The following is a 25,661-nucleotide window of genomic DNA, read 5'->3' on the forward strand; positions in this document are numbered from 1 at the left end:
CTAGAGCTCCGGCAGGTCCCGGGTGGACGGTGCCGTGCGGCGCAGGGCCATCATCGAGCCCGATGCCGGCGACAAGGCGGCCAGGGCCGCCAGATCACGGACGAAGACGGTATGACGGTCCGGCTGCGTCAGAAGGCCTTCGTTGCGCAGCCGCGACATGATTCGGGACAGGGTGTCGGCGTTCAGGCCGAGATACTCGGCCACTTCGCTGCGGCTGAGCGGCATCTCGAACACCACGCGCCCCTCCGAGGCCGGGACCCGATATGGGTGGCCAGTTCCATCAGGAACGTGACCATCCTCTGAGAGCTGTCGAGCTGGCCGACCGCGGCGAGATGGATCGCCTGGCGCGCCGCCTGCCGCGCCACCGCCAGGTCGAAGTAGTTCCGCGCTGCGGGGCTGGTGGACAGTAGCCTGGAGAACGTGTCGAACCGGTAGCGCAGCACCTCGCCCGACGTCAGCGCGATCAGATGCGCCGCGGACCCGGGCGGGGCAAAGGCGGAGCGAAAGACATCGCCGGGATAGAGCAGGGTGATCCCCTGCCGGAGGTTGCCGGGAAGGGTCAGTCGAAACAGAAGGGTCGACACGCGGACAACGAAGACGGTCTCCTCGCCCCCAAGCGACAGCGGCAGCGGCTGCCCGTGCCGCGTGTGCACCAGCGTACCGTGTTCGGCAAGCTCGGGGGGAACCATGTCGGGCCACTCCGCGCCGCCATGCCCGCTGTCTCCCCGTGAGAGATGGTCAGGTTCTTTCAAACTGTCTGTCGTCAAGTGAATACTCTGCATCACGGCGCGCCCGCCGCTCCTTCTCCATCGACTCTTCTCAAACCTGGGCGAGCTGGACCTTGACGCCGATCAAGCAATGGCGGGCTCCGCGCAAGTCTCCGGGAGGTCCGTTTCCGCCAACGACTTGACTAGGATCAAGAAAAACTGTGTCGCTGCTGCAACAGCGGGTGGAGGAGCAACAGAACGCTGACCTCAGTCAGGCAAAGGCGGCTGTCCGTCCTGGTGTGTCGGCGCGAACCGTCACAAGAAGGAAAGAACAGAATTGAACGGGGACGCACGCGGCCCCCGTGACAAGTTGGGGGACGACAATGAACAGGATTTTGACCGCGCTGGCGGCCGGGCTCGCCCTGGTGGTTTTGCTCGCCGGCACGCAGCAGCCGGCGCTGGCTGGCGACAATCACGGGGACTTCATGATCAAGGGCGTGGTAACGGGTGTGCTGCCCGATACGGACGCCACGGTGAAGTTGAATGGCTCGCGCATTCCCGGCGCGCGCGAGGTGAGCGACGAGGTCATTCCGGCCATGACGTTGACCTACTTCTTCACCGACAACATCGCCGTCGAGTTGTTCTGCTGCTTCGCGAAGCACGACCTCGATGCGACCGGCAGTATTTCGGCCCTGGGCACGATCGGCGACACGTGGATCTTCCCGCCGGCGCTGACCGCGCAGTACCACTTCAATCCCGATGGCACGTTCAAGCCGTATGTCGGCGTGGGCCTTCAGTACATCGCCTTCTTCGACGAGGACAGCAAGCTGGGCCCCGGCACCAGCCTCGGCATCGACGACGGTCTCGGCTTCACGCTTCAGGCCGGTCTCGACATCGCGGTCGGCAATGGCTGGTATGTCAACGCCGACGTGAAGAAGACCTGGCTCAACACCGACGCTCGGTGGGGCGGCACGGGCATCACCGCCGATGTGGATCTCGATCCGCTCATCGTCTCCGCCGGCTTCGGTTACCGCTTCAACCTCGGCGATCTGTTGGGCGGCCATGGCGCCACGAGCGCCTACGAAGAGCTGAAATAGTCCTTTCGACCAGTTAGGAAACGCCTTGGGGCCCGGTGGCGACACCGGGCCCTTTTTATGTGCCGTCAGGTTTGCACGCACCGGTCTTGCCGACACGGCCCCGGCGCGGCTAGAAGGGGCCGCGGAAGGGCCACGGCGCACGCCCCAGTATTGGGCTGCGCATGGGTCGAGAGGAGCGTGAGCGGTATGCGCGTCGGTTTGTATCCCGGGAGTTTCGATCCCGTCACGTTGGGGCACGTGGATATCGTGCGCCGCGCGGCCAAGCTCGTCGATCGGCTCGTCATCGCCATCGGCGCGCATCACTCAAAGGGCCCGTTCTTCACCCCTGACGAACGCGTCGCGCTGGCCCGCGAGGCGCTCGAGCCGGTCGCCGAAGAGTTGGGGCTCGGGCTCGACGTCGAAACCTATAACGGGCTCACGGTCGCGGCGGCGAACGCCGTAGGGGCGACGGTCGTGTTCCGCGGCCTGCGCGATGCGGGCGATTTCGACTATGAAATGCAGATGGCCGGCATGAATGCCGCGCTTGCGCCGGAGATCGAGACCGTCTTCCTTGCCGCATCGCCCGGGACACGCCATATCGCGGCCAGTCTCGTCCGTCAGATTGCCGCAATGGGCGGCGATGTCTCACCCTTCGTTCCTGAATCCGTCAGCCTGGCTCTGAAACGCAAACTTGCTCCCTAACCATTCGAGTACAACAAACGAGGAAACCCCATGATCATCCGGACCGCTCTCCTCTTCGCGGCAACGCTGCTGTTCGCGGCCACACTGGCTTGTGGCCCTGCATCGGCGGCAAGTCTCGGCGACCCGTCGTCCCTCAATGCGCGGGCGCCGGAAAGCTACAAGGCGAAGTTCGAGACCTCCAAAGGCACCTTCGTCATCCAGGTGACTCGCAGCTGGGCGCCGCACGGGGCCGACCGGTTCTACAATCTGGTCAAAGCCGGCTTCTACAACGATGCGCGCTTCTTCCGCGTGATCGACGGCTTCATGGTCCAGTTCGGGATCAGCGGGAACCCGGACGTGTCCGCGGCCTGGACCGATGCGACGATCCCGGACGATCCGGTTCGCGAGTCGAACGCCCGGGGCACGGTGACCTTTGCCACGGCCGGCCCGAACACGCGCACGACCCAGGTCTTCATCAATTTCAACAACAACTCCGGCCTGAATGGCCAGGGCTTCGCGCCGTTCGGCAAGGTCGTCTCCGGCATGGACGTGGTCGATTCCCTTTATCGGGGCTACGGCGAGGGCGCGCCGCGCGGGAATGGCCCCAACCAAGGGCTCATCAAGGCGCAAGGGAACGCTTATCTCGTGACCCAGTTCCCGAAGCTTGACTACATCAAGAAGGCGACCGTCGAATAGCCGGTCCGCCACCCTCGAGCGAAACGCACAGCAAAAGGAGCCCAACCCGTGGCCAATCCCGAAGACACACTGATCATCGAGACCAGCAAAGGCAACGTCGTGGTGGAGATGCGCCCAGACCTTGCGCCCAATCATGTCGCTCGCATCAAGGAACTCGCCCGGGAAGGCTTCTACGACGGCGTTCCGTTTCATCGGGTGATCGAAGGGTTCATGGCCCAGACCGGCGATCCGACCGGGACGGGCGCGGGCGGTTCGGGCACGAAGCTTCCGGCCGAGTTCAATGCGGAGCCGCATACGCGCGGGGCCGTTTCGATGGCGCGTGCCCAATCGCCGGATTCTGCGGACAGCCAGTTCTTCATCTGCTTCGATGACGCCACCTTTCTGGATCGCAAATACACGGTCTGGGGCCGGGTGATCGACGGCATGGAGAACGTGGATCAGATCAACCGGGGCGAGCCGCCGGCAAATCCGGACACGATCGTCTCGGCGAAGATCGCCGCCGACACCGCGGAATGACCGGGGCGCCGGGCGAAAAGTCCAAACCGGTCGGCAATTCCCAGCCGGGCGCCAAGTCCGAGGAGAACGTCATGTCCGCGACTGCGATGGTCTTGACGCTGATGGCTCTGTTGGCCGGCGGCATGATTGCGATGCAGGCCCCGATCAACGCCGAGGTTGCCACGCGCCTTGGACATCCGCTTTCGGCCGCGTTGTGGTCGTTCAGCGTGGGGACCGCCATTCTGGCCGTGGTGGTGCTGTTGTTCGCGCGCGGCAGCACCAACCTTGGCGCGCTGCAATCCATGCCGCTCTATATGCTCATTGGCGGCGGCCTGCTTGGCGCCGTCTACGTCCTGGTCAATCTGATCCTGGCGCCGAAAATCGGTATTGCGGCGGTCATGGCTCTGGGCATCGCGGGGCAACTGACCGCGGCCCTTCTTCTCGACCGATTCGGCCTCTTCGATCTTGTTCAACGTGAGCTTAGTGTTGGTCGCGTGTCGGGTGTGCTGCTTGTTCTGGCCGGCGCGCTCATGGTTCGAATGCTCTAGCCCCGATGGGTTTCTTTGCGAACAGACCTTTTCGATTTTGAACTGCCCGACGGATTGATTGCGCTGCGGCCGGTGCATCCGCGCGACGCCGCACGCCTGTTGGTGGTGTGTCCGGACGAGCCCGAGAGGCTGGCCGACAAGGTGATGGCCGACCTGCCGCTGCTGCTCGACCCCGGCGACGCGCTCGTTTTCAACGATACGCGCGTGATCCCCGCCGCGCTGCGCGGCGTGCGAGCCCGTGGCTACGCCACCGCGCAGGTCTCTGCCACTTTGATCGAGAAGCTCGACGACCATCGCTGGCGTGCCCTGGCCAAGCCGGGGAAACGGCTGGAGCAGGGCGACCGGATCCGGTTCGGCGAACACGGCGGCGCTTGCGCGTCCGGGAGCCTGGATGCCACGGTCGTGGCCAAGGGGGAGGAGGGCGTGGTGACCCTGGCCTTCGACCTCAGCGGCCCGGCGCTCCATGATGCCATCGAGACGCAAGGCGCGATGCCGCTGCCGCCTTACATCGCCGCGCGGCGGGCGCCGGACAAGCAGGACCGCACCGATTACCAGACCGCCTTCGCCCGGGAGGAGGGCGCCGTCGCAGCACCGACGGCGGGCTTGCATTTCACGCCGAAACTGATCCAGACCCTCGATGAACTCGGTATCACGGCGCACTTCGTGACGCTGCATGTGGGGCCGGGCACGTTCTTGCCGGTGCGCGTCGAGGACACGGCCGACCACCGCATGCACAGCGAGTACGGCGAGATCTCCACCGAGACGGCGTTCGCGCTGAACGCGGTCAAGTCGCGTGGCAACAAGGTCGTTGCCGTCGGAACGACGAGCTTGAGACTGTTGGAGAGCGCGTCGGACGAGTTCGGAACCTTGAAGCCGTTCCGTGGCAAGACGGACATCTTCATCACGCCGGGTTATCGTTTCCGGTATGTGGACCGCTTGCTGACGAACTTTCATCTGCCGCGCTCGACGCTGTTCATGCTTGTCGCGGCGTTCAGCGGTCTCGAGACGATGCAACAGGCCTACGCGCACGCGATCGACCAAGCCTACCGGTTCTATTCCTACGGTGATGCGTGTCTGTTGAGTCCGAAGGATTCGGCGTGACCAGAGCCTTTTCGTTTTCGGTAAAGGCGCAGGACGGGGCCGCACGCACAGGTGTGATCGCGACGCAGCGCGGCGACATCCGCACACCCGCCTTCATGCCGGTCGGAACACAGGCCACGGTCAAGGCCATGTTCGTCGAGGACGTGGCGGCCGCTGGCGCGGACATCATCCTCGGCAATACCTACCACCTCATGCTGCGCCCGGGCGCGGAACGGATCGCCAAGCTCGGCGGGCTCCACAGCTTCATGCATTGGGACAAGCCCATCCTGACCGACAGCGGCGGCTATCAGGTCATGTCGCTGGCCAAGCTCCGCAAGATCAGCGAGGAGGGCGTCGCCTTTCAATCGCATCTGGACGGAGCCCGGGTTGTCCTGCGCCCGAACCGCGCCATCGAGGTGCAATGTCTTCTCGGCGCGGACATCCAGATGGCGCTCGACGAATGCACGCCGTTCCCGGCCAGCCGCGCGGAGGCGCGGGTCTCGCTGGACCTTTCCATGCGCTGGGCGGAGCGCTCGAAGGCGGCTTTCGAGGCCATGAGCGCCCCGGGGCAGGCGCTATTCGGCATCGTGCAGGGCAGCGTCTATCCCGACCTGCGGGAGGACTCCGCGAAGACGCTCGAGGGCATCGGCTTTCCCGGCTATGCGGTGGGGGGCCTTGCCGTCGGCGAGGGGCATGAAGCCATGTTGCAGACGCTCGAGGCGACGACCCCGTTCCTGCCCGAAGACAAGCCGCGCTACCTGATGGGTGTCGGGACACCGCTCGACATTCTCGAAGCGGTGGCGCAGGGCATAGACATGTTCGATTGCGTGATGCCGACCCGCTCGGGCCGGCATGGGCAGGCCTTCACCTGGGGCGGGCGGCTCAATCTCCGCAATGCACAGTATGCCGAGGATCTCAGCCCGCTCGATCCGGAAAGCGCTTGCCCCGCCGCGCAGTATTCGCGCGCCTATCTTCATCATCTCGTAAAGGCCGGCGAGATCCTGGGCGCCATGCTGGTGAGCTACGCGAACGTGCAATTCTACCAGGAGCTGATGGCGCGGGCCCGCACCGCCATCGCCGGCGGCACGTTCGCCGATTTCGTCGAGGACGTGCGCCGCCGCTATGCGGGACCCGAAAACACCGCATAGGCGCTATGAAGACAGCGCGTAGCCGCTATTGCGGCGGGTCGAACTCCGACCCCGCGCGGCGTGTTCCCGGTTGCTTCTCGGCCCGTCCTTCGGCCAGCCGCTCCCGCGCCAGCAGATAAAGGCCGGCCAGGATGACGATGGCGGCCCCGGCGAGCGTCCACCACGTGGGCACGTCGCCGAAGATGAGAAGCCCGAACGCCGACATCCATACGAGGCCGAGATAGATATAGGGCGCCAGCACGCCCGCGGGTGCGAGCCGGTGGGCGAGGATGATGATCCAATGGCCGAGCCCGCCCCAGAAGCCGAGCGAGGCGAACAGCAGCCAGACCCACCAATGGTCCGGGGATTCCCATTGCATCAGGCCGAACGGCGTCATGATCAACACGCCTACGAGCGGGGTGTAGGTCTGGGTGACCGCTGGCGGGTCGTAGGCGGCGAGGTAGCGGGTGGCGATGTTGAACAGCGCATAGCCGAACGTGGCGCCCAAGGTGAACAACATGGCCCAGTGCACGTCGCCGATCCCCGGATGCATGACCACGAGCACGCCGATGAAGCCGGCGAAGATGGCCAACGCACGGTGCCATCCCACCCACTCACCGAGCAGCGGGCCGGAAAGAGCCGCGACCAGAAGCGGCATCAGAAAGAAGATCGCGATGTTTTGATCGAGCTGAAGATATTTCAGGGCCACGAAATTCAGCGCCGTCGTGAGGATCATCAGGCACGACCGGATGAACTGGATTCCGGGCTTCTTGGATCGCAAGGAGGGTTGCAGCGCGAACGGCCACAGAAACACAGCGCTGAAGACCACGTGCCAAAGAAAGCGCAGCCACACCACCTGGGCGACCGGCACCCGCTGTATATCGGTCAGGTATTTGGCGGTGGTATCGAGCGCGGCGAGGCAGATCGTGGCGAGCACCATCAGCCCGATCGCCTTGACCGCTTGGCTCTGATAGGGATTTGAGACGACGCGAGGCGCCATGGTGTTCTGCCGTTAGGCGCCCCCTTTGGCGGCGCGGAGTTTCGGTGTGCCCTGTTGTGCCGGAACGCTGTCTTGCACCATTCCTTGCCAAAGAGCCATCGGCCGATAAAAGAGAGGCCAATGTGGACGGAGGACTTTCGTGGCTGACATACGCGCGATCATCGCCATAGGGCAAAGCGGCCAGCTCGGCCTGAATGGTGCGTTGCCGTGGGAGGGCAACAAGGACAGGGAGTATGTGGCCGATGTCGCCCGGTTCTTCGATGTGACGCGCGGTCACGTCGTGATCGCGGGCCCCACGACGATCTCCGCGTTCCCGGACTACGCCTACAAGGAGCGCACCATCGTGGAGATCCGCTCGATCCATCACCCGGAGGAGGTGTTCGGCTGGTTTCCGGACCGGGTTGTCTACGTGGGCGGCGGTCCGCCCGTCTGGGACGTCTATGCGCCCTATATTCGTCATTGGGACATCAACCGGCTGCCCTATGATGGGGAGGCCGATCGATGGTTCGACCCCGCTTGGCTCGTGGCAACGGCGGATGGGGCCTGAGCGCGTTCGCGATCGCAATGCGCCAAGCCCAAAATCGCCGCCTTTCACGGCTATTGCAGTTGCGAATGGGTGTTTCCCGGGTCGGGACGGGACGCTAGAACGGGGAAAGACCGGTCAGGGTGCCGTCTTCGGGCCCGGACGCACCGGGGAAGCTTGATTGTACCGTCGAGGATGTTTCTAAGGGAGATGCCTATCGCCGCCACGGAACCAGAGTTCACCGCGGAACAGGTCGGCTGGCGGTTCACGCTCGGCGCGGTCCTTCTCGTCGGTGCGTATGTGGCTTGGCCGATGATCCCCTTGGTGATGGCCTCGGACCTCGACCCCGGTGTCAAAGCCGGGGTCTCCGGCGTCCTGGGGGCGACGCCGTTCATGTCGAAATTCGTCGCCATCGCCGTGATGGGCCGGCCCGCCTACTACTTCCTCAAGCGGAAGGTCTATCTGCGTCTTCGCCGCCGCTTTGCGCACTCGCCCGCCGAGTAGTCCGAGCACGGACGGATTGGGCCGCGCGGTGGATCGCTAAAGCCGGTCGAAGATCGGCTCACGTTGTCATCACCTTTGCTTGAAGGCGATGTGCGTTTCACTATCGCCAAGTTGAGTTCCCAGTGATCGACAATCGGTGCTCTGTTTCCGTGCGCGAGGCAATCCTGTCTCCGTTCGAAACTAGGAGAGACCCCCATGAAAAAGACTCTGATCGTTGCGACTGCGCTTGCTGCCATCGCCACGCCCGCCCTGGCGATGGGCCCGTTCTATGTCATGTTCGACAACACGGCGAAGAAGTGTGTCATGAGCCGCAAAGCGCCGTCCGACACCGACAAATTCGCGATGATGGGTGAGTACAAGACGGAGGCCGACGCCAAGATGGCCATGAAGGGCATGACGAAGTGCAAGTAAGCGTCTGATCCCGGTTCGCTTCGAACTGGGCAGAGCTATGGCTGCGCGGCCGCTCTCCCGTTAAGAGGGCGGCTGCGTTGTTTTTTGGCCCATCGCGATCTTGGGCCCATCGCGACGCGTCATGCACAATGAAAACCCGGCTGGGCGGGCCCAACCGGGTTTTTGGCAATTGCCGGAGAGATAGAGTGTATCGCTATCTCATCGTCAACGTTGTTTAGCCAAGCTTCAAGGGCTCGACGACAACGGCCTTCTCGTGGTGGCCGAAGCAGCCGCCGAGGCCGATCGTTGCAGAGATGATGATAGCAGTAGCAATAAGCAGACGCATTGGTTGGTCCCCCGTTTCTTTCTGTCGATTCTGCAACCGACTATATCGGCCTTTGGCGGGAAATGCTGTGATGTTTTGGCCACGGTTTGGCGCAAAGTGATACGGGATCGCCGGCCCCGAAAGCGCGGGAATGCGCCGTTCCGGGCCCTTTTCGGGGTTTGAAATGCGCGTGTGGGCGGCGGGAGCCCGCGCTCGTGGAGCGATGACCGCGCCGTCCCGGTCCAAAGAACTTTTGCGCGAATTCAGGTAGATAAGACAACCGAAAGACCGGCACTGATGCCTGGCTTGCCGGTTCCGCGCACCGCTACAGGCGGAACGGCCAAAGCATGAGGCCGAGGAGCCAGGCGATGATCTCGAAGGCATGAATGATCACGACAATCAGGTCGGAGGCAAACCACCAGATCACCACGGCCGCAGCGGCAACGGCCAGAAGGGACAGGATCCACGCCACGAACTGCTTCTGGAGCGTATCGATCAGGGACCTGCCGTCGGCCATAGCAATCTCATGAAAAAGAAGGGGTCTATGCCATGGGCCGGAGCCGCCCCAGCACCGCGCTCTATCGTCGACGGAGGCCTAGCGCGCTTTCGTGACGAAGGCACGGCAGGCGATGTGGTCGACGGACTCGAACTCAACGCGCACATGGATGTAGCCGTCGGGCGTCGACGCCAGGCCGGCGGAGCAGGGGCCCAACGTGCCGCGCCAATTCGAAACCACGTCTCGATAGGCGACTTGGAGCCGCTTGGTCAAGTTGGGGCTGAGAATGCGGACGGAGATCGCCAACGCCCGCTCGTATTGCGGCGGCGAACGACGGGCCTCCTAGCGCTTGGACGTCGGATAAAAAGATGGTGGAAACTGCGCGAAGCCACCAGGGATCGCACCGGACCGGAACGCAAGCACGGGCTTTTTTGCCGACGTCCGTCTCACGGCCCCAAAAGGAGAAGCCGCATCCTCAGGGAGCGCTCCGGTGCACGCTCGACGGCCGACGCGCAACATGGTTGAATACCCGTCTAGGCTGTAAAGGGGGGGGTCCCATGGGACGGTATGTCGGTCTGATCGCCTTGTGCCTGGGCCTTGGTCTGCATGCGGCCCACGCCAAAGGCTACCGCTGGACCGCCACGAGTACCACGTCGATGGCCATCACCGGGAACATCGTCGTCTCTGCCAACAGAATACAATTCGGAAATGGCGCAGCAGTTGGGCTTAATTCAACAGGCGTGCGCGGGGTGTTCACCTTGCATCCGCCCGGCGTCAATCCGGTTTTGCTCCACGGAAACCGTCTCTGTGGTGACGAGCCGCCGACCTACCTGACGATCGAGCAAGCGGGCCGTTCGCTCGCGCTCTATGTCTACAACGGTTCGATCATGCCCGGCTCGCCCGGTGCGGATATGTGCGCGAGCTATCGCTACGAGCGTTAGATCGGCCCCCGACGGTCCACGCATTAGCCGCAAGCCGGCGGCCTCTCTCAGCCGAGCGGCGGATTATCCAAAACGAACGAACACTTAGAGGGGGTTTTGGTGAGCGCGCTGGGACTCGAACCCAGGACCCTCTGATTAAAAGTCAGATGCTCTACCGGCTGAGCTACGCGCTCCCACCAAGCCGTTCATATGGAGCGGGAGGCGGGGGGAGGTCAACACGGAAGGGGCCCGTTTCGCCGAATCTTTCGCCGCAGGCGCGGGGGCCTGCCTGCCGGCCTTGCGAAATTGGCCTATTCATCGGCCCCCGCCATTCAGTATGGTCCCGTCCGGCGCCGCACGCTGGAGGCCAAGAAGCTGGGGGCCAAGAACAAGAAATCCGGGGGGACGAATCATGGCGACCAGGGCAAGGACGGGCAGTCCGTGGCGATTCTGGCCGCGGCTCTTGCTGATTATTCCGCTTGCGCTGGTGGCCTGGGTTCCCTTCTACAACCGGATTGAGCCCACGCTGCTCGGCGTTCCGTTCTTCTACTGGTACCAGCTCGCCGCCATCATCGCCGGTGCCGTGGTGGTCATGGGGGTCTACTACCTCGACCGGCGCCAGACCGTCGCAGCGGAGCGGCGCGCCCGCGCCGGCGGCAGCACAGACGAGGGCGACACGGACGAGGGCGCCGGTTCCGGAGCGCGCCCGTGAGTTTCGATGTTACCGCGACGATCGTCTTTGTCGGGCTGTTCCTGTTCGTCACCTGGGTCGGTTTCGTCGCCGCCCATTGGCGTAAAGCGGATCTCGATCAGCTCCATGAGTGGGGCCTGGGCGGGCGCCGCTTCGGCACCATCGTCACCTGGTTTCTGCTGGGGGGCGACCTCTATACGGCCTACACCTTCATCGCGGTGCCGGCGCTCGTCTACGGCGTCGGCGCGATGGGCTTCTTCGCCGTGCCCTATACGATCCTGATCTACCCGATCCTGTTCCTGGTGTTTCCGCGGCTATGGGTGATCGCCAGGAGAGAGGGATTCGTCACCGCGGCGGACTATATCCGCTTCCGGTTCAATTCCAGGGCCTTGCGCTTGCGGGTCGCGCTCACGGGTTTGATCGCGACCATGCCCTATATCGCGCTTCAGCTGGTGGGCATGGAAGTGGTGATCGGGGCTCTCGGCTTCTCCACCGAAGGCTTCACCGGCCACATACCGCTGATCATCGCCTTCCTCATCCTCGCCGCGTTCACCTATACGAGCGGCCTGCGCGCACCGGCGCTGATTGCCATCGTGAAGGACATGCTGATCTTCATCACGATCTTCGCTGCAATCGTGATTATCCCAGCAAAACTCGGTGGTTACGGGGCGATCTTCGAAGCCGTTCCAAAGGCCAAGCTGACCCTTTCGCCGCCCGCCGGCAACTCGCTCGGGAACTACAGTGCGTATATCACGCTTGCGCTCGGCTCCGCCTTGGCCCTCTTCCTGTATCCGCATTCGATGACGGGAATCCTGAGCGCCTCCAGCGGCCATGTGATCCGGCGCAATGCCGCGGCGCTCTCCGCGTATTCCTTCGTGCTGGGACTGATCGCGTTGCTGGGCTACATGGCGATCGCGGCCGGTGTCGGCGAGAACCCGCTTCACGCCGGCGGCTTCGAACGCTACGGCGCCAATTTCGCCGTGCCGGCGCTCTTTCTCGACATGTTCCCAAGCTGGTTCGTGGGCGTCGCATTTGCGGCCGTGGCCATCGGCGCACTTGTGCCCGCCGCGATCATGTCCATCGCCTGCGCGAACCTGTTCACGCGCAATCTCTACAAGGAATACTGGCGCCCCGACTGTAGCGATGCGGAAGAAGCGCGCGTGGCGAAGATCGTGTCGCTTATCGTGAAGGTGGGCGCCGTCGTCTTCATCCTGGCGATCCCCCAGAGCTATGCGATTCAGCTCCAGCTCCTTGGCGGCATCTGGATCATCCAGTTGCTGCCGCCGATTCTGCTGGGACTGTTCACGCGCGGGTTCCATGCCCATGCGCTGCTGCTGGGCTGGGCCGCCGGGACCGCGGTCGGCACCTACATGGCGGCGACGCGGGGCTTCGTGTCGTCGATCTATCCGCTCGAGGTCCTGGGCCTCACGGTGCCGGGCTACGCGGCGCTCTATTCGGTCCTCGTGAACTTTCTCGTAGCCATGGCGTTAAGCCCCGTGCTGGATCGCGTTTGGCCCCGGCGGGAACCGCTCGACCAGCGCTCGAATCGCCGATAGGCTCCGGTGCACTGACTGTCTCTTCGCCCCCGGGGCGGGGATCGCGGCAGCCATAGGGAGGGATCGTCATGGCACAACACAACCCGCAAAGCCGGTCGTACTTGCTCATCGTCCTGGTGGCGATTGCCGTCTGCTTTGTGATCGCGTTGTTCGTTCTTGGCGGGGGCGACAGCGACACGCACACCGCGGCGGACCAAATGGGCGAGCACGAGGCGCAGTCTTCGGAGCCGGCCCATGAGGAAGACATGTCGGTAGAGGACGCGCGGTCCGAAGCTGAGATGCGCGGTGGCGCGGAGATGACCGACGATGTGTCTCCGCCCGACGAGATGGTCGACGAACCGCTGCTGGACGAGACGCCGGCGCCTGAGATGCCGTCTGCGCCCGAAACGGAGACGCCTGCGCAGAATCCTTAAGCGCGGCGAGATATGGCGCGGATTGGGACCGGCTGGGAAGGGCGTGAGCCTGCGGCTGCGGGCTTCGTCTGGCCCGTTTTCGACAGGCCAAAAGGAAGAGCCCCGGCGCGGGGAGTGCCGAGGCTCGTACGCATTACACAGAACGCACTACCTGCCCAGACCGAACTCAACTGGGCAGGGGAAGCATGCCCAGTTCCTATGGCAGTTCTGTGACGATTCGTTGTCAGTTAGCTTAATAACCACAAAGATTTGCGCCGGGAATCTCAACCCGTTTGATGGCCCTGGCAGGCGGTGCAACGGCCCGGAATCCGGGGGCCTGAGGGCCCCGTGGCAGGGGCATGACGCGGCGCATCTTGTGCCAAGGGATGCCGCATGCAAAATGCGTGATGCGTATTGGAAATCCTGCACAAGGATAGTGACATGCGGTGGCGTGACCAACGGCAGAGCCAAAATGTGGAAGATCGGCGGGGCAGCGGCCGCGGCGCCTCAGATTTCCATTTCCCGGCGGCGGCGGCGGGATGCGCTTCCCCTCGAGCGGCGGCGGAAAGCGAGGCGGCGGCATCGGCTTGCTCGGCCTTCTGGTGATCCTTGGCCTGGTCCTCTTCTTCGGCATCAATCCCGGGACCCTGATGCACGAATCTGGGCCGACCGGCGGGAGCGGGGCAGGGTTCCCGGATATCCGCTTGCCGCAGCCGCAGGGGCCGCAGACCACGAATTTCCCTGCGCCGGGCCACCCGGGCCAGATCGGCAGGCCGCAATCGTCCAGCGAAGACGATCTCGGGAAGTTCGTCGCCGTGGTCCTCGGCACCACGGAGGACGTCTGGAACAAGGTTTTCGGGCAGCTTGGCGCGCGATACCGCGAGCCGCGCCTTGTTCTCTTCGACGGCGCGGTTCGCTCGGCCTGCGGGACCGGCATGGCCGCCATGGGCCCCTTCTACTGCCCGGCGGACGAGAAGGTTTACATCGACCTCGACTTCTACCGTGAACTGAAGAACAAATTCCGCGCGCCGGGCGACTTCGCCCAGGCTTATGTCATCGCCCATGAGGTAGGACACCACGTGCAGAAAGTGCTCGGGATCGCCGACAAGGTCGAAGCCGCGAAGCGGCGCATGGGGCGGAGAGGCGGCAACGCCTTGCAGGTCCGCATGGAGCTACAGGCGGATTGCTTCGCCGGCGTGTGGGCCCACCAAATGCAGGCAGACAAGGGCCTCATCGAGCCGGGCGACATCGACGAGGCGCTACAGGCGGCGAGCGCAATCGGCGACGATCGCATTCAACGGCAGACCCAAGGATATGTCGTGCCGGATTCGTTCACCCATGGTTCCTCGGAGCAACGGGTGCGCTGGTTCCGCCGAGGCTTCCAGAGTGGCCAACTGCAATCCTGCGATACGTTCAATACGGATCAACTCTAAATCGCATCGAGGCATAATGCCTCGTGCTTAATGTGGTGCGCCGGTACCGAATCCGGCGTAGGCTGCGCTTTCTGAGCAGGGTCAGTCAGGTGCGGTCCGTCTTTGGACCCAATATAACGATAAGCGGGGGCCAGTTTGGGGATATCCCGGTGTTTTGCGGCCGCAGCGGTCATCGCTGTGACAGCCGGCGGCAGTCCATTTGCGGTTGCTGCAGACAACGAAGTGGTTCTTGGGACAACGGTGCCATTGTCCGGCGCCAACAAGCGTAGCGGCATCGACAGCAAAAACGGATACGAGCTTGCCATTCGCCGCATCAACGAAAGAGGCGGCGTCGATATCGACGGAAAGCGATATCGCCTGACGGTGCGCTATTACGACGACAGCTCCGATCCGTTGCGGGCGCAGGAGTTGACCGATCGGCTGATCCGAAAAGACGGCGTGAAATTCATCCTCGGGCCCTATCACGCGGGCCAGAACCGTGCGGTGCTGACGACAGTCGAGCGCAATCGTCTGCCCATGATCGACGCGCACTCGGTCGCGCGGGAGCAGGAGTCCCGGCGCAACAACTACGCCTTCGCCATCGCCGCCTCGCCGGATCAGTACTTCACGTCCGCGCTCGAAATCGCCGCGGCCTTCAGCAAGAAATTGGGCAAAGCGGCAAACGACCTGCGGATCGGCATGGCCACGCAAGACGACGCGTTCTCCCGGCAGGTGCGTGCCGGCGTGCTGTCCGATGTGCGGCGCCTCGGAATCGCGTGCATCATCGACGATCAGTTGCCGGAGAATTTCGCCGACATGTCCGCGACGCTCGACAAGGTCAAGGCTCTCAAGCCGGACATGTTCCTGGTGTCCGGTCATGAGAGCACCGCGATGTCGGCGGTGAGCCAAATCGAGGAGTCCGGGGCCAGCGTCCCAATGGTCGCGGTCACCCATTGCCAGACAGCACGCCTGACGCAAGCCAAACCAAAGTCTTCCGCCTTCGTCTTCTGTCCGGTGCAATGGGATCGGGCGGCGCAGCACGAGGGTGATCTGTTCGGGACGGGCGAGAATTTTGCGCGTCTGTTCGAGAAAGCCTATGGATACGAGCCGTCGTCGGTCTCGGCCCAGGCGGCGGCGGCCGTCTACGTCTTCGCCGATGCGTTCGCGCGGGCCCAAAGCCTCGAGCCCGAGAAAGTGCGCGACGCCATTTCCGCCACGGACCTTCAGACCTTCTTCGGACCGGTGAAGTTCAACGCGCAAGGCGTGAACAGCGAGAAATCGGTGATGCTCACGCAAATCATCGATGGCGAATACGTTCTCGTCGCGCCCGGCAACTGGGCCGGGCGGGACCCGGTGATACCCAGGCCGAGCCGCTAGCAAACGTTATGTGTTCGACAAGCCCGTACGGCCGTGCGCGCACTTCGCCGCCGGTCCGCACGTCAGACGCGATCGCTTCCAACCCGGCGCGACCTAGAGGGCGTCGCCAGCGTAGACCGTCGCCGCGCAGGGCCGCTCCGCCCGCTTGAACAGGGAGCAGGCGCCTTCCGCATCCTGGGCGTTGGCGAAGGGCCCAGCGATCAGGCGCCATCGATTGTCGGGTGCGCGAACCCGCCTCGGCTGCAGGCCGGCGACCAGAGCCGCATGCTTCGTCAGATACTCCCGCCACAGCGGCCGTAGCTCATCGCGCTTGGCGACGCTGCCGATCTCGATGCCGTAGCGCGTGGAGCCGTCATTGGCGGCAGGGGGCAGGGTGACCGGATCGAGGGCCGCGATTTCCGCCGGCTCCTGGGTCTCCTCCGTCTCGGTGGCGGGCTCCGCCACGGGCAGCGGAGCGGCGGTTACGACCGGCTCAGGTGGCTCGGGAGCGGCCGGAGGAGTCTCGGCGACCACGGGTGCGGGCTCAGGCTCAGGTGCGGGCGTCGGTGCGGGCACTGGCGGGGCCGGTGGGGCCATGACGACCGGTGCGGGTTCGGGGGCCGGTTCTGGCGCCTCTGCGGCGGCCGGCGCAGCGACAGGCTCCGGTTCGGGTTCTGGCGGCGGCGGGCCGATACGACGGGCGCGATCTTGGGCAGGGGCTCCAGCTTGGGCATTGCGCGCGGCGGCGACGTGGAGACCGAGTTCGACGGCGGCAGCTTTGCCGCCGGCCCGATGAAATTCTCGATCGGCCGGAGCCGCTCGTCCAGAACGGCCAATTGCTTCGAGAGCGTCTGGAGGTTGCCGTCGATGACGGCCAATTGCTCCGCTGAAAGGCCTGCGGGCGCGGCCGCCGCAACCTGGGCCGGTGCAGCCGAAGACGGAGCTGCGGGCGCTGCCATGCGGGCCGCTTGGCCTCCGGCCGCGGAGGGGTCGGCGATGAGGGTGAAGAGGTAGTAGGCCGACAGCCCCCCAAGCGCGATCCACAGGATGGAGAACACGGTCCGGGCATTGCCAGGTCCGCCAACTCGCCGTCGTGCCATGGGAGTAACCTCCTGTCGCGCGGTGCCGGCAGCGGAACCCGCCCAGCACACGCGGTCAAATCGTTAAGCCGTTGCCATGATTTGGGAGATTACTCGCTTCGTCCACAGGGTCAATTTTTCCCGCGCCGCGACGGATTTGTGCGCACAGATCGCGTCCGGCCCGGTGGCCCTCGCCGCCGCTTTGGACTAGACAGGGCGCGAAGTCTTAACACTGGGCGGGTACCGTTCGTAGCCCCCCGGAAGCGCAGAGGGATCTTCGAAATCAGATGACACAGGCTCTCGCCGTCGTCCTTGCCGCGGGCAAGGGCACCAGGATGAAGTCGGACCTGCCAAAGGTGCTCCATCGCTTGGCCGGCGCGCCCATGCTTGCCCATGTTCTGCGGACGGCGCCGCGGCGGGGATTTCGCGTGCGGCCCTCGTCGTCGGTCCCGGCATGGAGGCCGTGGGCGAGGCCGGGCTGGCTGTCGTCCCCGGGGCCGGAGGTCTTCGTGCAAACCGATCAACTGGGAACCGCCGATGCGGTCAAGGCGGCTGCGCCTGCCTTTGAGGCGGGCGACGGTCCGGTGCTCGTCCTGTACGGCGACACGCCGCTCCTGCGGCCCGAGACCCTGAAAGCGGTTCTGGGCGAGCTCGAGGCGGGGGCCGACCTCGTCGTGATCGGGTTCGATGCCGCCGAGCCCACGGGCTACGGCCGTCTCCTCTTCGACGATAAGAGCCGCCTTGCGGGCATTCGCGAAGAAAAGGACGCGACGCCCGCCGAGCGGGCGCTGACGCTGTGTAATTCCGGCATCATGGCTTTCCGCTCCAGCGCGGCCCTCTCGGGGCTTCTGTCGCGGATCGGCAACGACAACGCCAAGGGCGAGTACTATCTCACCGACGCGGTCGCGTTGGCCTATGGGGACGGACTTCAGACGCGCGTCGTGCTGTCCAACGCCGAGGAGGTCCTCGGCGTCAATTCCCGGTCGGAGCTTGCCGTCGCGGAGGGGCTGATGCAGCAGCGGTTGCGGGCAGCCGTCATGGAGGGCGGCACGACCTTGGTCGCGCCGGACACGGTGTTCCTGAGCTACGACACGGTCATCGGCCGTGACGTGGTCATCGAGCCGAATGTCGTCATCGCGCCGGGCGTCACCATCGAGGACGGCGTGACGATCCGGGGCTTCTGCCATTTCGAACAGGCGCGTATCGGCGCGCGCGCGACCGTGGGGCCGTTCGCGCGGCTGCGGCCTGGCGCGGAGCTGGCGCCGGGCGCGCATGTGGGCAATTTCGTGGAGATCAAGAACGCCAAGGTCGCCGAAGGCGCGAAGGTTAACCATCTGACCTATATCGGCGATGCGAGCATCGGGCCGAACGCTAATATCGGGGCCGGCACCATCACCTGCAATTACGATGGCTTTTCGAAGCATCGCACCGAGATCGGCGCGGACGCCTTCATCGGATCGAACAGTTCGCTCGTGGCGCCGGTCAAGATCGGCGACGGGGCCTATGTCGGGTCCGGCAGTGTCATTTCCAAAGACGTGCCCGACGATGCCTTGGCGCTCACACGGGCAAAGCAGGAAGAGCGCGCCGGATGGGCGGCGAAGGTTCGGGAGCGGCGGACCCGGGACACGTCCAAATAGGATCGCGGCCGAAGACGCAGCGGTATTTCCCGCAATAAAGCGATACAGCTCGTGAGTTGCGATGGCCCGCAGGCATGGCCAAGACTCAAGGCCCATGACGATGCGTAGGACGAAGAGGGAGGGCGCGATGTGCGGAATTGTTGGCGTCCTCGGAAAGGGACCGGTCGCCGAGTTGCTGGTCGATGCGCTGAAGCGCCTCGAATACCGCGGCTACGATTCGACTGGCGTCGCCACGGTCGGCGCTGACCGCATCGAGCGGCGCCGGGCCGAGGGAAAGCTGCGCAATCTCGAATCGCTGCTCGCCACCGAGCCGTTGTCGGGCGATGCGGGGATCGGCCACACGCGCTGGGCGACCCATGGCAAACCGAGCGAAGCCAACGCCCATCCGCACATGACCGACGATGTGGCCGTGGTCCATAACGGCATCATCGAGAACTTTCGCGAGTTGAAGGCCGAGCTCGAAGCGGAAGGTGCCCCGTTCACGTCCGACACGGACACGGAGGTGATCGCCCATCTCATCACGCGCGAACTGCGCGCCGGCAAGGATCCCATCGCGGCGGTCCGTAAGGTTCTCTCCCATCTCCAAGGCGCGTTCGCGCTGGCGATGATCTTCAAGGGATACGACGACCTCATGGTTGCCGCGCGGCAGGGCAGCCCCTTGGCCATCGGCTACGGCGACGGGGAGATGTTCGTCGGTTCCGATGCGATCGCGCTCGCGCCCTTCACCGACGATGTCGCCTATCTGGAAGACGGCGACTGGGCCGTGATCACGCGGGAGGGTGTGACGATCCACGGCCGCGACGGCTCTGTCGTCGACCGTACCGTCGTGAAGTCCCATGCCGCCGGGCTCATGGTGGACAAGGGCAATTTCCGCCACTTCATGGCGAAGGAAATTCACGAGCAGCCGGAAGTCGTGGGCCACACGCTCGCGCACTATCTCGACATTGCGAATTACCGCGTCGCGCTCCCGGACTTGCCGTTCGATTTCGCCGATGTGGGCCGCCTGTCCCTGTCCGCGTGCGGCACTGCCTTTTATGCGTGCTTCGTTGCCAAGTACTGGTTCGAGCGCTGGGCCAAGCTGCCGGTCGACGTGGATATCGCCTCGGAGTTCCGCTATCGCGAGGTCGCGATGGAGCCGGGTGGGGCGGCTCTGTTCGTCTCCCAGTCCGGCGAGACGGCCGACACGCTGGCCTCGCTCCGCTATTGCCGGGCCCAGAACCAGCACGTCCTGTCCGTGGTCAATGTACGCGAATCCTCGATTGCCCGGGAGTCGGACGGGGTCTTGCCGACGCTCGGCGGTCCGGAGGTCGGTGTGGCGTCCACCAAGGCCTTCACCTGCCAGCTCACTGTGCTGGCGTGCCTCGCCATCGCGGCGGGCAAGGCGCGCGGAACCATCGGCCCTGAACTTGAGACCGAGCTGGTCAAGGCGCTGGTCGAGGTGCCGCGTCACATGGCCGAAATTCTGCGGGACGAGTCCCTTACGAAGACCTGGGCGCACAGCCTGTCGAAGGCCCGCGACGTCCTTTATCTCGGCCGGGGGACGAGCTATCCGATCGCCCTTGAAGGGGCGCTCAAGCTCAAGGAAATCTCCTACATTCACGCGGAGGGCTATGCCGCCGGTGAGTTGAAGCACGGCCCGATCGCACTGATCGACGAGAGCGTGCCGGTCATCGTGATCGCGCCCCAGGACGAGCTCTTCGACAAGACGGTCTCCAACATGCAGGAAGTCGCGGCCCGCGAGGGCAAGATCATCCTCGTCAGCGATGCCAATCCGGCTAGCGTGGGCTGCGCCGTCCAGACGGCCTTGCCGGTGCCGACCGTCCACAGGTTCGTATCGCCGCTGGTCTATGCGGTCCCGATTCAGCTGATCGCGTATTACACGGCCGTCTTCATGGGAACCGACGTGGATCAGCCCCGAAACCTCGCAAAGTCGGTAACGGTAGAGTAGTCTCTAGCCTCGGATTTGCCTGATTTCTTTGTTTGAGCAAAGGCATGGCGGAATATCAGCACACCGTCCGGCCGCGCCGCATGGGCGGCGTCGGGCAATTCTTCCGGCTTCGCCCCGCGCTCGGGCTGGCCTTGGGACTGGCGTGTGCCGCCGCCGTTCTGCCCGGGTCCGCGGTGGGGCAGGACATCGGCCTGCGTCGCGGTGAGGCCTCGCTGAACGCGGGGCAGTTCCAGGACGCCGCGCGCCAGCTTTCCGCGACCGTGAACGACAAGGACGCCACGATCAACCAGGTGGCACAAGCTCTCTATCTGCGGGGCATCGCCTACCGCCGGGCCGGCTATCCGGGCCAGGCTGCGGCGGATCTCGGCGCGGCTCTGTGGCTCGGACTTCCGTCGTCGGACAAGGCGCGGGCCTATGTGAACAAGGGGCTGGCCTTTCAGGCCGCCGGGATGGAGAGCCAGGGCGCGTCCGCCATGGCGCAGGCCCGGCGCTATTCGAGCGCCAGCACGGTGCAGAAGCTGATCGCGCAGGACGGCGGCGTGGGGCCGGTCACCAGTGCCGGCGTCGCGAGTTACATCCCGAGCGTCCCCAGCCCTGGCGACGTGTGGGACAAGGTCGTGCCGAGCTTCGGCGCGCCAAAGACGGCGGCGCAGCCCGAGGGCGGGGCAGCCCCTGCTGAGAACACCAGCGTCTGGAACAAGATCGTGCCGAGCTTCGGGTCATCCGATACAGCGGCTCAGGGTGCGGCTGCCCCCGCTGGCGAGGCTGCCTCGACCACGGCGGCTGCCCCACGGGCGGCGCCGACCTCGGGCTGGGATGCCTCGGTCAGCGAAGGCTCGGGCGGCAATGCCGTCAGCCGCTGGTGGGGCTCGATCGCCGGCGGCGGAGAGTCCACGACGACGCAAACCGCGCCGGGCCAGGCCACGCAGAGCGCGCCGGCGGCGAACACGACCACGGCCACACGGTCTTCGGCGGCATCCTCCGCGGCGGCACAGCCCCAGGCGACGCCTTCAACGGGGTGGAATACCTCCGTGAGTGAGGGTGAGGGTGGAAGCCCGGTGAAGCAATGGTGGAATTCGGTCACAGGCAGCGGTCAATAGACCCCAAAAGGCGTGCATTCTCTTCGATCCATAGACAGGTTATGACTTTCATCCCAATAGGCGCCTTCCGAGCAAAGCGACGTGATCCGATGGGTCGAAGCCGCAAATGGCACTTGTAAGCGCTGACATGTTCGGCCATGCGTCACGTTCGGGCCTGGTTCATATATTCAGTATTGCCTAGCCCCGGCATGCCGTAGTTCCCTCATTTTGGACATTTCCCTAAGCCACACCCAACGATGACCAATTCAGACGACAAGAACACGGACCAGAACCCGAGCGCCACGATCCTGACTTTCCGGGTTTGGAAGAGGACGATCACAGCCTATTCGGCGCGCTGGAGCCAACCTCGTCGCACTTCCTTGCGCGGCTCCGAGGCTATTTCCTCACGGGCCTCATCATCGTCGGCCCCGTGGCGATCACCATCTATGTGGTGTGGTGGTTCATCAACCTGGTCGACGGCTGGATAAAGCCGCTCATCCCGAACTCCTACCTGCCGGACAATTTCTTGCCCTTCAACGTGCCGGGGGTGGGTCTCGTCTTCGGCATTGTCGGCCTGATGCTCATCGGGGCCTTGGCCGCAAATCTGTTCGGGCGGACCATCGTCAGCTACGGCGTCATCCTGCTGGACCGGATGCCGGTGGTGCGCGGCGTGTATCGCCTGCTGAAGCAGATCTTCACCACGGTCTTCTCCAAGCAGGGAACCTCGTTCAAGCGCGTCGGCCTCATCGAGTTCCCGCGGCGCGGGCTCTACGTGCTCGTGTTCGTGTCCGGCGATCCGCCGGGCGAAGTGAAGGATAAGCTCGACAACGGCGAGCTGATGACCGTGTTCATGCCGAATGCGCCCAACCCCACGACCGGGTTCGTCATGTTCATGCCCGCCAAGGACGTGATCCTGCTCGATATGCCGATCGACGACGCCGCCAAGCTCGTGATTTCCGCCGGACTCGTGGCGCCGAAGCAGAGCAAGCTGAAGCAGCTTGCCGAAGAGGCGAAGAAGAAGTCCGCCCGGCCGGACACGATGCCGCCCAAGGAAGAAGAGACCGCCGCTTAGGATGGTCTCTCGTCGCAGACGCGGGACCGCAGTGCTTTGCGGCTACTCGGCCGCGGCCTTGGTCACGGGCGGGGGCGCCCAGGAGCCTTTTCCCGCCGGCAGGATCGACGGCGCCTCGGTCTTCGGCCAGTAGAGCCGCATGACGAGATAGATCGGCCCGTCCGGTGCTGGGAGCCAGTTGGACTCCTTCTCGGCGCCAGGGGATTTGTTCTGGATATACAGCGTCAGCGAGCCGTCATCGTTCGTTTTGAGGTCGGGCAACATCGGCGAGTTGATGAGATAGCGGTCGATCGGGTTCTTGATCAGGAGCTGCGTCTTGCCGTCGTACATGGTCACGGACCAGAACGCATTGACGGGCGGCATTTCACCCTTGGCGAAGGTGAGCGTGTAGTTGGCTTCGCTCCCGTCGAGCGGTTTTCCGTCGCCATCGTGACGCGTCAATGGATAGGTCGCCTCGACGGAGTCGTTGCCGTAGATGCCGCCCTTGGCGCCGGCGGCACGCTTCAGCCAATCGCCGTCGTAGAAGGCTTGGTTCCCGAACCACGAGCCGATCTTCCAGCCGTTGATATCCTCGACGCCGGAGGCGAGATACGCGTCGACCTTCTTGTCGCCTTCCTTCATGCCGAGACCGATCTCAAGCCGGTGGCCGAGGGGCATGTCGCTGAACTTGAAGTTCTTGCCGCGCCCGACACCGATCTTGGCGAGCTTGGCTCGGATGTCCTTCTCGTTCTCCGCGGGCGGCGCGAATTGCAGGGCGAAGTCGAGATACTCGAAAAAATTGCTCTTCGTCAGGTCCTTGTCGATCTTCGGAAAGTCGATCTTAGGCGCCGGCGCGGCGCGGCCGTTCCGAGAAACGCATGCAAGGGCTCGGCCTTGTAGCCGGCCTGGACCTTCTTGACGTTGTCGATATCGGCGGGATCGAAGAGTTGGGTTCGGAAGATGGTCAGCCCGAACTGCGTCGAGGACCGGAAGACCTTCTTGATGCCTTTCGGCGCCTCGCCCTGCCAATCGGGCCCGACCACCATGTAGCTGCCCGGCTCGTTGCCCGTGGCCCTGCTGCCGATGTAGCCGTAATTGTAGGTGTTGCCGTCGATGAGCTGGACCGAGTAGTAGCGCTTCTTCTCGACCGCCGGCACCGAAATGATCATGGGCTCGGCGCGCAGATCCAGCCAGAGCATGGAGTAGGGCGTGTCGCTGTTCGGCGTGACGACCGCCGTGTCCTTGTAGGTGAAGACCTGGGAGTCGTTGGCGATTTTGTTGAATGGCCCTTTGTATTGGCCCGAGTTCTTGTCGATGACGAACTCGTACTGCACCGCGTAGTTCATGACGATGGGAAGGCCGTAGATGAACCCTTCCTCGGCGATGTCCTTTGCCTCCGAGATACTCGGCCAGTCCTCCGCTTTCGCGGGCACCGCTGACAAGAGCAGCGAAGCCCCCAATGCGATCGTGGCCAGTTTCGTCAGGGATGTCTTCCGGCACATGTGCAGAACTCCTTTTGTCCACGCGCCACGCGCGATCCGAAGAGTGGGGCTGCCGACGCTAGCGAGAGGATGCGGTCCTGCCAAGCGCGGAGGGCGGCCGGGCGAGAAAGGGCGCGGGGGGCAGGACGTTCCCCCCGCGCGACCTCGAAGCGCCGTGTGCGGTGAGGTGCGACTAATAGAGGTCGCGGCCGGCGTCTTCGGCGGTTCCGATCGGATCGACCTCTTCGTCGGTCGGCGTCGTGGTCTCCTTGAAGGCATCCTCCAGCTTCTCCATGAAGGTCTCGTCCTTCTTGGAGTCTGCGGCGGAGTCCGCGCTCGTCCCGGTTTCCTCGGTGGCATCCTCCTGTGCCTGGGTTGGCGCCGGGGCGATCCCGGCAGCCAGCATCAGCACAGCGGCGAAAAGCCCTGCGAACAATTTCGTCATTTCGATTTTCCCTCGAGAGCCTGATCCACGCGCTCTTACGCTCTGGCTACAGGCCGTGCTTCTTGGCTTCGGCTTCCTCCGCGGGCGTCAGCTCGCCGGCCTCTTCCAGGGCCTTGATGCATTCCGGAGAGAGCTCCTTGCCGTGCTGTCTCATGCAAAGCGCCAGCAACTGGGATCCGATGCCGTCTTGGTTGCAGTACAGCCGGTAGTCGTGGGCGCAGTACTTGGACTCCGCCGGTGTGGGCTCGGCGGCAAGCGCCGGGAGGGAGAACGCGCCGGTCAGGATGGCGGCAACGGCGAGAATGGATTTTGTCATGTGTTCCTCGATGAATGCGCATGCGGTTTGGACGATACGTCCGGGACTGGAGGCGTCTCAGTAAAGGACGGCCCGCCGGAAGTTCCGGCGCGCGACACCCGCGACGGACAGCGGTGTCAACGGCCGGCCGATGATGTCGATGAACACCGCGACCTCGGTGCCTTCGGCGGGCATCTCGCCTTCGATCACTTTGACGGTGTACGTGAGGGTGTCCTTGTCCAGGACGGGGTTCTGCAGTTCCACAACGGTTTGCTTCAGCGTCTTGCCGTCGAGAATGGAAACGTCTGCGTTCGGCGGATCGGACTTGAAGCTGTCCTCGCCTTCGCTCCAGAAGGGGATGAACCGCGCCGTTTCCATGTTGCCGGCGTAGCGCTCTGGACGGTCCGTGAAGAACAATGTCACCGGACTGACATTCTCAAGTTTCAACGTGCTCGTGTCTGAGTCGAACGTCATGCTCTTCGCGGTTTGCACGAACAGAAAGTCGGCCTTCTTCTCCTCCGACGCATTGGCTACGAAAATGCCAAGGAAGAGGAGCGTCATTGCCAGCGCGGCGAATGCCGCACCGTGGGCTCTCATCGTCATTGCGGGGGTTCCCTCTAGGATTGTAAGCGCGTGACCCTACGCGGCGGCTCGGCTATAAGTCTTGCCAT

At 64.2% G+C, this 25,661-nt stretch carries 29 protein-coding genes, 1 tRNA gene and 2 pseudogenes; 20 read left to right on the forward strand and 12 right to left on the reverse strand.

What is annotated here, in order from left to right; genetic code table 11:
* The gene (locus tag AUC68_RS11185; protein ID WP_141701233.1) at positions 1-237 is read right to left on the reverse strand and encodes a helix-turn-helix domain-containing protein; all 237 of its coding nucleotides are present in this window, start codon (positions 235-237) and stop codon (positions 1-3) included.
* Complete coding sequence (locus AUC68_RS11190) at positions 183-689, reverse strand: cyclic nucleotide-binding domain-containing protein (protein ID WP_141701234.1); 507 nt, start codon at positions 687-689, stop codon at positions 183-185. Before AUC68_RS11190 ends, AUC68_RS11185 begins: the two co-directional genes overlap by 55 nt.
* A 401-nt stretch (positions 690-1,090) precedes the next feature.
* On the opposite strand from AUC68_RS11190, the gene AUC68_RS11195 reads away from it, so the two are divergent.
* The 7 genes from AUC68_RS11195 (at position 1,091) to tgt (ending at position 6,431) form a co-directional block, all read left to right on the forward strand.
* The gene (locus AUC68_RS11195; RefSeq protein ID WP_069437695.1) at positions 1,091-1,804 is read left to right on the forward strand and encodes an OmpW/AlkL family protein; all 714 of its coding nucleotides are present in this window, start codon (positions 1,091-1,093) and stop codon (positions 1,802-1,804) included.
* Between the two features lie 186 nt (positions 1,805-1,990).
* Entirely contained in the window at positions 1,991-2,485 is a 495-nt protein-coding gene (gene coaD, locus AUC68_RS11200) for a pantetheine-phosphate adenylyltransferase (protein WP_069437696.1), read from the forward strand.
* Between the two features lie 30 nt (positions 2,486-2,515).
* Entirely contained in the window at positions 2,516-3,160 is a 645-nt protein-coding gene (locus AUC68_RS11205) for a peptidylprolyl isomerase (protein ID WP_083240664.1), read from the forward strand.
* A 48-nt stretch (positions 3,161-3,208) separates the two neighbouring features.
* Positions 3,209-3,676 (forward strand): peptidylprolyl isomerase, encoded by a 468-nt coding sequence (locus tag AUC68_RS11210; protein WP_069437697.1) that lies wholly within the window; start codon positions 3,209-3,211, stop codon positions 3,674-3,676.
* 71 nt (positions 3,677-3,747) lie between these two features.
* A complete protein-coding gene (locus tag AUC68_RS11215; RefSeq protein WP_158008298.1) occupies positions 3,748-4,203 on the forward strand; it encodes a DMT family transporter in 456 nt (151 codons plus the stop codon).
* 15 nt (positions 4,204-4,218) lie between these two features.
* Positions 4,219-5,304: a tRNA preQ1(34) S-adenosylmethionine ribosyltransferase-isomerase QueA gene (gene queA / locus AUC68_RS11220; RefSeq protein WP_069437698.1), complete on the forward strand. Its 1,086-nt coding sequence runs from the start codon at positions 4,219-4,221 to the stop codon at positions 5,302-5,304.
* Positions 5,301-6,431, forward strand: a complete 1,131-nt coding sequence (tgt, locus tag AUC68_RS11225; RefSeq protein WP_069437699.1) for a tRNA guanosine(34) transglycosylase Tgt — start codon at positions 5,301-5,303, stop codon at positions 6,429-6,431. Before queA ends, tgt begins: the two co-directional genes overlap by 4 nt.
* A 25-nt stretch (positions 6,432-6,456) precedes the next feature.
* Here the strand turns inward: tgt and AUC68_RS11230 are convergent, their stop codons facing one another.
* Positions 6,457-7,410, reverse strand: coding sequence for a DMT family transporter (locus AUC68_RS11230; protein ID WP_069437700.1), 954 nt, complete (start codon positions 7,408-7,410; stop codon positions 6,457-6,459).
* Positions 7,411-7,549: 139 nt separating this feature from the next.
* On the opposite strand from AUC68_RS11230, the gene AUC68_RS11235 reads away from it, so the two are divergent.
* The 3 genes from AUC68_RS11235 to AUC68_RS11245 all read left to right on the forward strand — a co-directional run bounded on the left by AUC68_RS11235 (position 7,550) and on the right by AUC68_RS11245 (position 8,848).
* Positions 7,550-7,957: a dihydrofolate reductase family protein gene (locus AUC68_RS11235; protein WP_069437701.1), complete on the forward strand. Its 408-nt coding sequence runs from the start codon at positions 7,550-7,552 to the stop codon at positions 7,955-7,957.
* Between the two features lie 186 nt (positions 7,958-8,143).
* Entirely contained in the window at positions 8,144-8,437 is a 294-nt protein-coding gene (locus AUC68_RS11240; protein WP_069437702.1) for a hypothetical protein, read from the forward strand.
* A 195-nt stretch (positions 8,438-8,632) separates the two neighbouring features.
* Positions 8,633-8,848: a hypothetical protein gene (locus AUC68_RS11245; protein ID WP_069437703.1), complete on the forward strand. Its 216-nt coding sequence runs from the start codon at positions 8,633-8,635 to the stop codon at positions 8,846-8,848.
* Positions 8,849-9,477: 629 nt separating this feature from the next.
* Here the strand turns inward: AUC68_RS11245 and AUC68_RS11250 are convergent.
* Both AUC68_RS11250 and AUC68_RS11255 read right to left on the reverse strand, forming a co-directional pair.
* A complete protein-coding gene (locus AUC68_RS11250; RefSeq protein WP_069437704.1) occupies positions 9,478-9,669 on the reverse strand; it encodes a hypothetical protein in 192 nt (63 codons plus the stop codon).
* A 78-nt stretch (positions 9,670-9,747) separates the two neighbouring features.
* The gene (locus AUC68_RS11255; protein ID WP_069437705.1) at positions 9,748-9,954 is read right to left on the reverse strand and encodes a hypothetical protein; all 207 of its coding nucleotides are present in this window, start codon (positions 9,952-9,954) and stop codon (positions 9,748-9,750) included.
* A gap of 251 nt (positions 9,955-10,205) precedes the next feature.
* Between AUC68_RS11255 and AUC68_RS11260 the strand changes: the two genes are divergently transcribed.
* A complete protein-coding gene (locus tag AUC68_RS11260; protein ID WP_069437706.1) occupies positions 10,206-10,589 on the forward strand; it encodes a hypothetical protein in 384 nt (127 codons plus the stop codon).
* A gap of 97 nt (positions 10,590-10,686) precedes the next feature.
* On the opposite strand, the gene AUC68_RS11265 is transcribed toward AUC68_RS11260, so the two are convergent.
* A tRNA-Lys gene (locus AUC68_RS11265) sits at positions 10,687-10,762 on the reverse strand.
* Positions 10,763-10,980: 218 nt separating this feature from the next.
* Here AUC68_RS11265 and AUC68_RS18185 point away from each other — a divergent pair.
* The 5 genes and pseudogenes from AUC68_RS18185 (at position 10,981) to AUC68_RS11290 (ending at position 15,996) form a co-directional block, all read left to right on the forward strand.
* Positions 10,981-11,280 (forward strand): DUF3311 domain-containing protein, encoded by a 300-nt coding sequence (locus tag AUC68_RS18185; RefSeq protein WP_069437707.1) that lies wholly within the window; start codon positions 10,981-10,983, stop codon positions 11,278-11,280.
* Positions 11,277-12,815: a monocarboxylate uptake permease MctP gene (gene mctP, locus AUC68_RS11275; RefSeq protein ID WP_069437708.1), complete on the forward strand. Its 1,539-nt coding sequence runs from the start codon at positions 11,277-11,279 to the stop codon at positions 12,813-12,815. The genes AUC68_RS18185 and mctP overlap by 4 nt, the downstream gene beginning before the upstream one ends.
* Before the next feature lie 68 nt (positions 12,816-12,883).
* Entirely contained in the window at positions 12,884-13,228 is a 345-nt protein-coding gene (locus tag AUC68_RS11280) for a hypothetical protein (protein WP_069437709.1), read from the forward strand.
* 420 nt (positions 13,229-13,648) lie between these two features.
* Positions 13,649-14,640: pseudogene (gene ypfJ, locus AUC68_RS11285) on the forward strand (KPN_02809 family neutral zinc metallopeptidase).
* A gap of 222 nt (positions 14,641-14,862) precedes the next feature.
* On the forward strand, positions 14,863-15,996 hold the full coding sequence (locus AUC68_RS11290; RefSeq protein WP_280138549.1) for an amino acid ABC transporter substrate-binding protein: 1,134 nt from the start codon (positions 14,863-14,865) through the stop codon (positions 15,994-15,996).
* 93 nt (positions 15,997-16,089) lie between these two features.
* Here the strand turns inward: AUC68_RS11290 and AUC68_RS16820 are convergent, their stop codons facing one another.
* Together AUC68_RS16820 and AUC68_RS16825 are read right to left on the reverse strand one after the other, a co-directional pair.
* Positions 16,090-16,440, reverse strand: coding sequence for an SPOR domain-containing protein (locus AUC68_RS16820; RefSeq protein ID WP_069437711.1), 351 nt, complete (start codon positions 16,438-16,440; stop codon positions 16,090-16,092).
* A gap of 17 nt (positions 16,441-16,457) precedes the next feature.
* Entirely contained in the window at positions 16,458-17,075 is a 618-nt protein-coding gene (locus AUC68_RS16825) for a hypothetical protein (protein WP_158008300.1), read from the reverse strand.
* Positions 17,076-17,341: 266 nt separating this feature from the next.
* Here AUC68_RS16825 and glmU point away from each other — a divergent pair, with 266 nt between their 5' ends.
* The 4 genes from glmU (at position 17,342) to AUC68_RS11320 (ending at position 22,790) form a co-directional block, all read left to right on the forward strand.
* Complete coding sequence (gene glmU, locus AUC68_RS11305) at positions 17,342-18,691, forward strand: bifunctional UDP-N-acetylglucosamine diphosphorylase/glucosamine-1-phosphate N-acetyltransferase GlmU (RefSeq protein WP_069437713.1); 1,350 nt, start codon at positions 17,342-17,344, stop codon at positions 18,689-18,691.
* A 127-nt stretch (positions 18,692-18,818) separates the two neighbouring features.
* Complete coding sequence (gene glmS, locus AUC68_RS11310; protein WP_069437714.1) at positions 18,819-20,639, forward strand: glutamine--fructose-6-phosphate transaminase (isomerizing); 1,821 nt, start codon at positions 18,819-18,821, stop codon at positions 20,637-20,639.
* A gap of 44 nt (positions 20,640-20,683) precedes the next feature.
* A complete protein-coding gene (locus AUC68_RS11315; RefSeq protein ID WP_069437715.1) occupies positions 20,684-21,739 on the forward strand; it encodes a tetratricopeptide repeat protein in 1,056 nt (351 codons plus the stop codon).
* A gap of 301 nt (positions 21,740-22,040) precedes the next feature.
* The gene (locus tag AUC68_RS11320) at positions 22,041-22,790 is read left to right on the forward strand and encodes a DUF502 domain-containing protein (protein WP_244500492.1); all 750 of its coding nucleotides are present in this window, start codon (positions 22,041-22,043) and stop codon (positions 22,788-22,790) included.
* A 42-nt stretch (positions 22,791-22,832) separates the two neighbouring features.
* On the opposite strand, the pseudogene AUC68_RS11325 reads toward AUC68_RS11320, so the two are convergent.
* The 4 genes and pseudogenes from AUC68_RS11325 to AUC68_RS11340 all read right to left on the reverse strand — a co-directional run bounded on the left by AUC68_RS11325 (position 22,833) and on the right by AUC68_RS11340 (position 25,593).
* Positions 22,833-24,271: pseudogene (locus tag AUC68_RS11325) on the reverse strand (DUF1254 domain-containing protein).
* 172 nt (positions 24,272-24,443) lie between these two features.
* On the reverse strand, positions 24,444-24,695 hold the full coding sequence (locus AUC68_RS11330; protein WP_069437716.1) for a hypothetical protein: 252 nt from the start codon (positions 24,693-24,695) through the stop codon (positions 24,444-24,446).
* 46 nt (positions 24,696-24,741) lie between these two features.
* Positions 24,742-25,011 (reverse strand): hypothetical protein, encoded by a 270-nt coding sequence (locus tag AUC68_RS11335; RefSeq protein ID WP_069437717.1) that lies wholly within the window; start codon positions 25,009-25,011, stop codon positions 24,742-24,744.
* Positions 25,012-25,068: 57 nt separating this feature from the next.
* On the reverse strand, positions 25,069-25,593 hold the full coding sequence (locus AUC68_RS11340; RefSeq protein ID WP_069437718.1) for a hypothetical protein: 525 nt from the start codon (positions 25,591-25,593) through the stop codon (positions 25,069-25,071).
* Positions 25,594-25,661: the final 68 nt, after the last annotated feature.

Source organism: Methyloceanibacter methanicus, from assembly GCF_001723285.1.
GTDB classification, from domain to species: Bacteria; Pseudomonadota; Alphaproteobacteria; order Rhizobiales; family Methyloligellaceae; genus Methyloceanibacter; species Methyloceanibacter methanicus.

What these genes read in the sequence shown, in the direction of transcription:
- AUC68_RS11330 (WP_069437716.1), bottom strand. Translation starts at nt 24,695, where the DNA reads ATGACGAAATTGTTCGCAGGGCTTTTCGCCGCTGTGCTGATGCTGGCT.
- AUC68_RS18185 (WP_069437707.1), top strand. Translation starts at nt 10,981, where the DNA reads ATGGCGACCAGGGCAAGGACGGGCAGTCCGTGGCGATTCTGGCCGCGG.
- AUC68_RS11190 (WP_141701234.1), bottom strand. Translation starts at nt 689, where the DNA reads ATGGTTCCCCCCGAGCTTGCCGAACACGGTACGCTGGTGCACACGCGG.
- AUC68_RS11195 (WP_069437695.1), top strand. Translation starts at nt 1,091, where the DNA reads ATGAACAGGATTTTGACCGCGCTGGCGGCCGGGCTCGCCCTGGTGGTT.
- AUC68_RS11335 (WP_069437717.1), bottom strand. Translation starts at nt 25,011, where the DNA reads ATGACAAAATCCATTCTCGCCGTTGCCGCCATCCTGACCGGCGCGTTC.
- AUC68_RS11205 (WP_083240664.1), top strand. Translation starts at nt 2,516, where the DNA reads ATGATCATCCGGACCGCTCTCCTCTTCGCGGCAACGCTGCTGTTCGCG.
- glmU (WP_069437713.1), top strand. Translation starts at nt 17,342, where the DNA reads ATGACACAGGCTCTCGCCGTCGTCCTTGCCGCGGGCAAGGGCACCAGG.
- AUC68_RS11260 (WP_069437706.1), top strand. Translation starts at nt 10,206, where the DNA reads ATGGGACGGTATGTCGGTCTGATCGCCTTGTGCCTGGGCCTTGGTCTG.
- AUC68_RS11280 (WP_069437709.1), top strand. Translation starts at nt 12,884, where the DNA reads ATGGCACAACACAACCCGCAAAGCCGGTCGTACTTGCTCATCGTCCTG.
- coaD (WP_069437696.1), top strand. Translation starts at nt 1,991, where the DNA reads ATGCGCGTCGGTTTGTATCCCGGGAGTTTCGATCCCGTCACGTTGGGG.
- AUC68_RS11315 (WP_069437715.1), top strand. Translation starts at nt 20,684, where the DNA reads ATGGCGGAATATCAGCACACCGTCCGGCCGCGCCGCATGGGCGGCGTC.
- AUC68_RS11340 (WP_069437718.1), bottom strand. Translation starts at nt 25,593, where the DNA reads ATGACGATGAGAGCCCACGGTGCGGCATTCGCCGCGCTGGCAATGACG.
- AUC68_RS11215 (WP_158008298.1), top strand. Translation starts at nt 3,748, where the DNA reads ATGTCCGCGACTGCGATGGTCTTGACGCTGATGGCTCTGTTGGCCGGC.
- AUC68_RS16825 (WP_158008300.1), bottom strand. Translation starts at nt 17,075, where the DNA reads ATGGCACGACGGCGAGTTGGCGGACCTGGCAATGCCCGGACCGTGTTC.
- AUC68_RS11245 (WP_069437703.1), top strand. Translation starts at nt 8,633, where the DNA reads ATGAAAAAGACTCTGATCGTTGCGACTGCGCTTGCTGCCATCGCCACG.
- AUC68_RS11240 (WP_069437702.1), top strand. Translation starts at nt 8,144, where the DNA reads ATGCCTATCGCCGCCACGGAACCAGAGTTCACCGCGGAACAGGTCGGC.
- AUC68_RS11230 (WP_069437700.1), bottom strand. Translation starts at nt 7,410, where the DNA reads ATGGCGCCTCGCGTCGTCTCAAATCCCTATCAGAGCCAAGCGGTCAAG.
- glmS (WP_069437714.1), top strand. Translation starts at nt 18,819, where the DNA reads ATGTGCGGAATTGTTGGCGTCCTCGGAAAGGGACCGGTCGCCGAGTTG.
- AUC68_RS11250 (WP_069437704.1), bottom strand. Translation starts at nt 9,669, where the DNA reads ATGGCCGACGGCAGGTCCCTGATCGATACGCTCCAGAAGCAGTTCGTG.